The organism is Neobacillus drentensis, from assembly GCF_036966985.1.
In the GTDB taxonomy this organism is placed as follows: domain Bacteria; phylum Bacillota; class Bacilli; order Bacillales; family Cytobacillaceae; genus Neobacillus; species Neobacillus drentensis_E.
In genome coordinates, this window is record NZ_JBALSN010000351.1 from 1 (window position 1) to 6,115 (window position 6,115).

The following is a 6,115-nucleotide window of genomic DNA, read 5'->3' on the forward strand; positions in this document are numbered from 1 at the left end:
AGGGTCTCCTAATGCCCGGGGGTAAGAAAAAAAGGACCTCAAGGTAATTAAGTGGGGGATTTTATATCTTTTATCCTATCAATCAAACTCAACAAATCCATTTAGAGTAATGCATAATATTTTGGAGGAAGTTTTATGAAAATAGGGGTTGCAGGCACCGGTGCCGTTGGCGGTTATTTTGGCGGACTATTACAAAAGGCCGGACATGAGGTCATTTTTTTGGCAAGAGGTTCAAATCTTGAAAGAATGCATTCAAAAGGTTTATTGATTGAAAGTGAAGTAGATCGATTTACGGTAGATGGAATCTTTACTGATCAATATGAATCATTTTCAGAGATTGACCTGCTTTTATTTTGTGTGAAATCAACAAGCACAACCGAGGTTGCTGCGAAATTTCTTCCGATTTTAAAAGAATCCTCTCTCATTATGACGTTTCAAAATGGGGTAGATAATGAAGAAATTCTTGCTTCCATATTTGGTGAAAAACGAATTCTATCATGTGCCACTTACATTCAGGCAATTGTAACCGAAGACGGTGCCGTTAAACAAATTGGTGTTCCGCCAAGACTGTTGATCGGGGCTTTGGATGAGGAGAAGACTGAACAGGTAAACGAAATTTCAGCTAAATTTAATGCTGCAAACATCGAAACATTTACCTCAAGGAACATTTTAGAAATAAAGTGGAAAAAATTGCTTTGGAATGTCACCTTTAATCCTATAACAGCTCTAATTGAGTCTAAAGTAGGCGCCGTGTTTGAAAATGACGGTATACATTCTACTGCGGTCAAAATTTGTAAAGAGTCCATTGCTGTAGCAAGAGCACTAGGTTTTGAGATCGATGAAGATTTTTACGAAACCATATTTGCTCAAGGTAGCCTGGCGAAAAATCACCATACCTCGATGCTTCAGGATAAGTTAAAAGGGAAAACACCTGAACTTGAATCCATCGCCGGTTATATCGTGAAAAAAGGAAAGGAATTGCAAGTGGAAACACCAGTCCTTGAAACAATCTATCATTTATTAAACTATCAAACAATTAAACAATAAAATTTTAGATTCCATTTGGAGAGGTGAAAGATTTGATTATGGAGCACGAACGTCCCTGGATGGAACAATACCCCGAGACGACGATTCTTTCCTTTCATATCCCAGAAGTTAGTTTGTATTCACTTTTGGAAGATACGACAAGGAAATATAGTGACAAGACCGCTATCATTTACGATGAGGATAGCTTGACGTACAAGCAGTTAAAAGATCAGGTCGACCGACTAGCAGCTGCCTGGAGAAACCTAGGAGTTAAAAAAGGGGATCGGCTTGGTTTAATGGTATCCAACCATCCCTTCTATGTGATTTCCTATTATGCTGCATTGAAGCTAGGAATGATTGTCGTTCAGATTAATCCGCTTTATACCCCAAGAGAACTTCTGGAAATACTTCATGATGCACAAATGAATTATTTAGTTACAGAACCACAGAGTCTTGAAAAAATATCACAACTAAAAAATTCCTATGCTTTTAAAGGATTATTTGTTACAGAACTTTCATCAAAAAAAGATGGCATTTACAGTATTCACGAGTTAATAAACTGCTTCAATCCACTGGTTGATTCATGTTTGATTAATGCCCAACAGGACATTGCCGTCATTCAATATACTGGTGGAACGACAGGGAAAAAGAAAGGGGCCATGCTGACACATTATAATTTAGTGGCGAATGTCCTTCAAAGTAAAGCTTTATATGGTGCAATCATGTTTTTTGGCGAAGAAACCATCTTAACGGCGACGCCCTTATATCATGTGTATGGGATGACAAGCGGGATGAACCTTGCCATTTACATTGGGGCAGCAAATCTGTTAGTCAACAAGTTTGAAATCGAAAAAGTCCTTAAGCTCATTCAAACTCACAGACCAACCTTCTTTCCAGGTGTTCCAAAAATGTACAATGCATTTGTTAATTACCCTGAAATTGATAGGTATGATTTAACCTGTTTTAAAACCTGTTCAAGTGGTTCGGCACCATTGCCAATAGAAGTCTTGAAGAAGTTTGAGGGGTTAACAGGTGCCTCCATTCGCGAAGGCTATGGGCTTTCTGAAACTTCTCCATCGACCCACCGAAATCCGCCGGATGGCTTGATGAAGGTCGGCAGTATTGGTATTCCTCTGCCGAAAACAGACTGCCGGAGTGTCGATGATCATGGGGAGAATCTTCCGGAAAAAACTGTTGGGGAACTATTAATAAAAGGTCCCCAGGTGATGTTAGGTTATTGGAATAAGCCTGAAGAAACGAATCTATCCTTACGGGATGGCTGGCTCTATACCGGTGATTTAGCCACAATGGATGAAGATGGATATTTTTATATTGTCGGCCGGAAAAAAGAAATGATTATTGTCGGCGGCTTTAACGTTTACCCGCAGGAGGTCGAAGGTGTGTTATATGAACACCCCGATGTCCTTGAGGCAGCGGTAGTAGGGATACCTGACAGAGAAGCAGGAGAACTTGTTAAAGCCTTTATTGTACCCAAGGAAGGCAAGGGTATAAACATCAATGAGTTAAGGGAGCATTGCTACCAACTCTTAACCCGTTACAAAGTGCCAAAGCAATTTGAGATCATCGAAGCCTTGCCGCGGAATACGGTTGGTAAGGTTTTGAAACGAATCCTTTTAGACGAATCAAAGAAAATGGTTTAACCGATAACTTTAGCTGAACTAGGGGTGCTATCCATGAACTTTGAACTTAACGAAGATATTCTGTTTATGAAATCGACGTCAGAGATTTTATTCAAACCGAGGTTGAAGCGGTTGCGATGCAAATTGAAGAAGAAAACCATATTCCAGAAAGAATTATCAATCTCTCAAAGGAGTTAGGGCTGTTTGGGTTAAGTATCCCTGAAGAGTATGGCGGCCTTGGGATAGGCATGGTGGGTAAATGTGCTTTGTACGAGGAAATTGGGCAAACACATAATGGCTATACCACATTAATTGGGGCTCATACAGGCATTGGAACCGTAGGAATCGTGGAAATGGGAAATGAACTGCAAAAGAAAATGTTTCTCCCTGATATGGCAAGCGGAGAAAAACTGGGAGCATTTGCATTGACTGAACCTGATGCTGGTTCAAATGCGGCAAATTTAAAAACTACGGCTGTAAGAAGGGGGGATAAATACATCTTAAATGGCCTGAAGCATTACATTACAAATGCCACTGAGGCAAGTGTATTTACGGTCATGGCTGTTACAGATCCTGAAAAAGGGGCTAAAGGCATTACCTCGTTTATTGTGGAAAAAGATTTCCCTGGGTTTCAGGTCGGAGCAGTGGAAAAAAAGATGGGTTTAAGAGGTTCACATTCAGCGGAATTAATTTTTGAAGATTGCGAAGTTCCAGTGGAAAATGTACTGGGCTCAGAAGGACAGGGATATGTAAATGCTCTCAAAATTTTAGCAAATGGCCGAGCAGGTCTTGCTTCACGAAATCTCGGATCCTGTCAAAAACTATTAGAAATGTCGACCAGATATGCTAAAGAACGAATCCAATTTGGTAAACCAATCATCAAGAATCAGGCAGTCAGCCACATGCTTGCGGAAATGGCGGTTGAAATTGAAGCGCTCCGTTCCTTTACCTACCGTGTGGCTTGGATGGTTGATTCAGGAATGAAGGTTATCAAAGAAGCGGCTATGCTGAAGCTTTATGGTTCAGAGGTGTATAACCGTGTGGCAGATAAAGCTGTGCAAATTCATGGGGGTTTGGGTTATATCGCCGACTATCCTGTTGAACGCTACTATCGTGATGCCAGGATTACCAGAATCTATGAGGGCACATCTGAAATCCAGAAAAATATCATTGCAGCACAATTAGAAAAAGAATATAGCTAAATTAATTTATCTAGGAGGGATTTCATAGTGGAAGAGATTGTTATTTTAAGTGCCGTTCGTACACCTGTCGGAAGGTATGGCGGCGCATTAAAAAGCCTTAATTCCGGACAGCTCGCTTCAATTGCCATTAAAGAGGCTATAAACAGGGCTGGTATTTCAGCGGATCAAGTCGATGAAGTCATCTTGGGAGAAGTAAGACAGACTACCGAATCTTCGAATGTGGCCAGAGTGGCAGCGTTGAGGGCAGGGGTTTCTGAAAGTGCAGCTGCGTTTACGATTAACCGCTTATGTGCATCCGGTATGCAGGCTATTTGTTCAGGTGCTCAGCAAATTGCTTTCGGGCAAGCAGAAATCGTTGTTGCCGGTGGAACAGAGAGCTTGAGCAATGCCCCTATTTATCTAAGAAACTCCCGCTTTGGCGGAGACCAAGCGAAGTTGGTTGATTCGAACACAGAAGCTGGTCAACAGCCTGTTGAAATCTATGGTAATGACCTTGGAATGGGGATAACAGCAGAAAATGTAGCGGAGAGATTTTCGATTTCACGAGAAGACCAGGATGCTTTTTCGCTTGAAAGTCAATTAAGGGCTGCTGCTGCGATAAAAAATAACCACTTCCAGGATGAAATCGTTCCGGTTGTGATAAACAGCAAAAAAAGTTCCTTTACCTTTACGGTTGATGAACATCCAAGACCTGAAACAACTTTTGCAGCGCTGAGCAAACTTCGGCCTGCATTTAAAGAAAATGGCACCGTTACGGCTGGCAATGCCTGCGGCAGGAATGATGGTGCAGCTGCATTAGTGCTCACATCTGCCAATAATGCTGAAAAATTTGGATTGAAACCGCTTGCTAAAATTGTTGATTGGACGGCGGTAGGGGTTTCTCCAGAAGTCATGGGAATTGGCCCTGTACCAGCGGTTAAGAAGCTTTTGGAAAGAACAAACTTTACTCTGGAAGATATCGATTTAATTGAGTTGAATGAAGCATTCGCTTCGCAGTCATTAGCTGTTATTCGCGAATTACAATTAGATATAGCGAAAGTAAACGTAAATGGAGGAGCTATTGCGCTTGGTCATCCACTTGGAGCAACGGGAGCAAAGATTAGTACGACCTTAATTCACGAACTAATACGCCGTGGTAAAAAGAGAGGAATCGCTACTCTTTGCGTCGGTGGCGGCCAAGGAATGGCATTGATGGTCGAGGTCCTATAGAAAGGAATATGGAATTGAACAAAGCCAAAACATCATCAACTTTTATTGATTATATGGGGTTTACTAGCACAATGACTGATAAGTTTGAACTAGATTTATCCTTGCAGCAGCATTTACTCCAGGACGATGGTACGATTCATCCTGGTGTTTTTTCAACCATGATTGATATTTCTATGGGTGCTACCATCTCTGTGGAAACAAACTCGTTTGCTACTACGATTAATCTAAATCTATCATTTTTCGACCTTTCGCCGAGAGAACATTATCAAGCGGAAACGAAAATATTGAATCAAGAGGGTAAATATGTAACTGCAGAGGGAATGATCTTTTCACAAGACGGAGTTCTAATTGCTAAGGGGATTGGAACCTTTAAAGCAACTCCTATTAAAAAGGGGTAGAGAAGGGGGGAATATGTTGAAGGTGATGGAAAAAGAAATGTTTAAAGGAATTAATAAAAACCCTTTTTTTAATCATATCGGATTTGAAATCGTAAGCGGACATGAAGATGAACTATCACTAAAGCTGGAAGTAAAGAAAGAACTATTCAACACAAATAATTCTCTTCATGGAGGAGTTCATGCCTCCATGCTTGATATGGTCCAAACCATTCATCTGCGCAAAATATATCATACTTCTGTATCAGCAGTGAATTTGGATGTACATTATTTTGCCCCAACAAACACTGGAGATCTCTTTGCTCGGGCAAAGGTACTCCAACAGGGATATAAATTAGCGACGATTGAATCAGAAATATTAGATGAAAATCATCAGCTTATTGCAAAAGGAACAGGTGTCTATAAGATACTTAGACAATCGGAATAAAAATTTTTCCTAAAAAATACTAGATTAATATAAGATTTTTTGTATCCATTCATCAAAAATAGTGATAGTAGGTTCAAGAAATATGTTTCTACTATATCAATGAAAAAATTGTCGAAAAGGGTGCTGAATGTAAATGCTACAGGCACGTTCTTAATGTCACAGGCAGTTGGAAAAGTGATGCTGGAACAAAAATCAGGAAAAATTATCAATATTGCC

General features: G+C 40.4%; 6 protein-coding genes and 1 pseudogene. All 7 read left to right on the plus strand.

Translation table 11 applies throughout. From position 1 onward, the window contains the following. The first annotated feature begins 135 nt into the window (after positions 1-135). On the plus strand, positions 136-1,047 hold the full coding sequence (locus tag V7659_RS21460; RefSeq protein ID WP_098934794.1) for a ketopantoate reductase family protein: 912 nt from the start codon (positions 136-138) through the stop codon (positions 1,045-1,047). 38 nt (positions 1,048-1,085) lie between these two features. Next, positions 1,086-2,687, plus strand: coding sequence for a long-chain-fatty-acid--CoA ligase (locus tag V7659_RS21465; RefSeq protein WP_335542108.1), 1,602 nt, complete (start codon positions 1,086-1,088; stop codon positions 2,685-2,687). A gap of 33 nt (positions 2,688-2,720) precedes the next feature. Further along, positions 2,721-3,868, plus strand: a pseudogene (locus V7659_RS21470) (acyl-CoA dehydrogenase family protein). A gap of 24 nt (positions 3,869-3,892) precedes the next feature. Next, a complete protein-coding gene (locus tag V7659_RS21475) occupies positions 3,893-5,077 on the plus strand; it encodes a thiolase family protein (protein WP_335542114.1) in 1,185 nt (394 codons plus the stop codon). 14 nt (positions 5,078-5,091) lie between these two features. Further along, positions 5,092-5,475: a PaaI family thioesterase gene (locus tag V7659_RS21480; RefSeq protein ID WP_335542110.1), complete on the plus strand. Its 384-nt coding sequence runs from the start codon at positions 5,092-5,094 to the stop codon at positions 5,473-5,475. 13 nt (positions 5,476-5,488) lie between these two features. Further along, on the plus strand, positions 5,489-5,899 hold the full coding sequence (locus tag V7659_RS21485) for a PaaI family thioesterase (protein ID WP_335542112.1): 411 nt from the start codon (positions 5,489-5,491) through the stop codon (positions 5,897-5,899). 93 nt (positions 5,900-5,992) lie between these two features. After that, the coding region (locus V7659_RS21490) for an SDR family NAD(P)-dependent oxidoreductase (RefSeq protein ID WP_335542116.1) at positions 5,993-6,115 on the plus strand (123 nt) is incomplete at its 3' end.

Excerpts from the sequence above, each read along its gene's own strand:
- V7659_RS21460 (WP_098934794.1), top strand. The coding sequence starts at position 136 with ATGAAAATAGGGGTTGCAGGCACCGGTGCCGTTGGCGGTTATTTTGGC.
- V7659_RS21465 (WP_335542108.1), top strand. The coding sequence starts at position 1,086 with ATGGAGCACGAACGTCCCTGGATGGAACAATACCCCGAGACGACGATT.
- V7659_RS21485 (WP_335542112.1), top strand. The coding sequence starts at position 5,489 with ATGTTGAAGGTGATGGAAAAAGAAATGTTTAAAGGAATTAATAAAAAC.